Origin of the sequence: Microvirga tunisiensis, from assembly GCF_009296175.1 — a bacterium.
GTDB lineage: Bacteria > Pseudomonadota > Alphaproteobacteria > Rhizobiales > Beijerinckiaceae > Microvirga > Microvirga tunisiensis.
Map to the genome: position 1 here is coordinate 1 of NZ_VOSK01000871.1, position 915 is coordinate 915.

Below are 915 nucleotides of genomic sequence, written 5' to 3' on the forward strand. Positions count from 1 at the left end.
GATCGAGCAGTACCGTGGCGGGATCAGGGTGATCGACCGCGCCGGTCTGGAACGGGGAGCGTGCGAGTGCTACCGCAAGATCCGCTTCCGCTTCAAGACGCTGCTGCCCGGCAGCTGTGCCGAGCCCAATCGCTGAAGCGAGAGCCGGCCATCGGATCTGTCCTGCCGGCCGCCGCCACAGCCAAGCTGCGCCGCTGAGATGGTTCCCAACGGGCAACTTTCGCGGCCTGGACCTCTCAGTCTCGCGCCCTTGCCTGTCAATGTGATGCTGCTCCCTTTGCTGATTGACGCCCTGATCTATGTGGCCGTGTCACAGGGTCATTTCCGTCGGCAATCAAGGCACGTGCATGGCCAAGTCATCGCGCCGATCCGGTCATCGCGCCAACCAGCTTCTGGCCGCGCTGGAGCCTGAGGACTTTGCCGTCCTGGAGCCGCATCTCGAGACGGTCAGGTTGGTGAAGGGCACCGTTGTCTACGAGACCGGCGACCGCATGCCCTTTGTCTATTTCCCTCAGGACGCCGTCGTTTCCCTCGTCACCGTTCTGGCCGATGGCAAAACCGTCGAGATGGCGGTGCTCGGGCGTGAGGCTCTGTTCGGCCTCACCAGTGCGCTCGCCACCTACCGGTCTCTGGGACGCTATGTGGTCCAGGTCACCGGCACCGCCTCGAGCCTCGACACCGCAGCCCTGCGGCGCGTGTTCGAGGCCCGGCCTGCGGTGCGCGAACTCTGCCTGCAGTTTGTCGAGGCCCTGCTGGCGCAAGCCCTGCAGTCGATGGCCTGCAATAACTTGTTTGGTAGCGGAACGTTGTTGGGATCAGGTGCGTTACGCCATTGAGGAGTATACTTGGCGCTTTGACGGCCTGCGACGCCGAGCTTCTCACCGCAGGAGGACGTGATGCACTCCCTTCATCCGC

General features: G+C 63.8%; 1 protein-coding gene. It reads left to right on the forward strand.

The window, feature by feature from the left end; genetic code table 11:
* Nucleotides 1-347: 347 nt before the first annotated feature.
* The gene (locus FS320_RS44235; protein ID WP_152718764.1) at nucleotides 348-836 is read left to right on the forward strand and encodes a Crp/Fnr family transcriptional regulator; all 489 of its coding nucleotides are present in this window, start codon (nucleotides 348-350) and stop codon (nucleotides 834-836) included.
* The last annotated feature ends 79 nt before the right edge of the window (nucleotides 837-915 follow it).

Bases quoted from the DNA above. Each gene is read 5' to 3' on its own strand.
- FS320_RS44235 (WP_152718764.1), top strand. From the start codon at position 348: ATGGCCAAGTCATCGCGCCGATCCGGTCATCGCGCCAACCAGCTTCTG.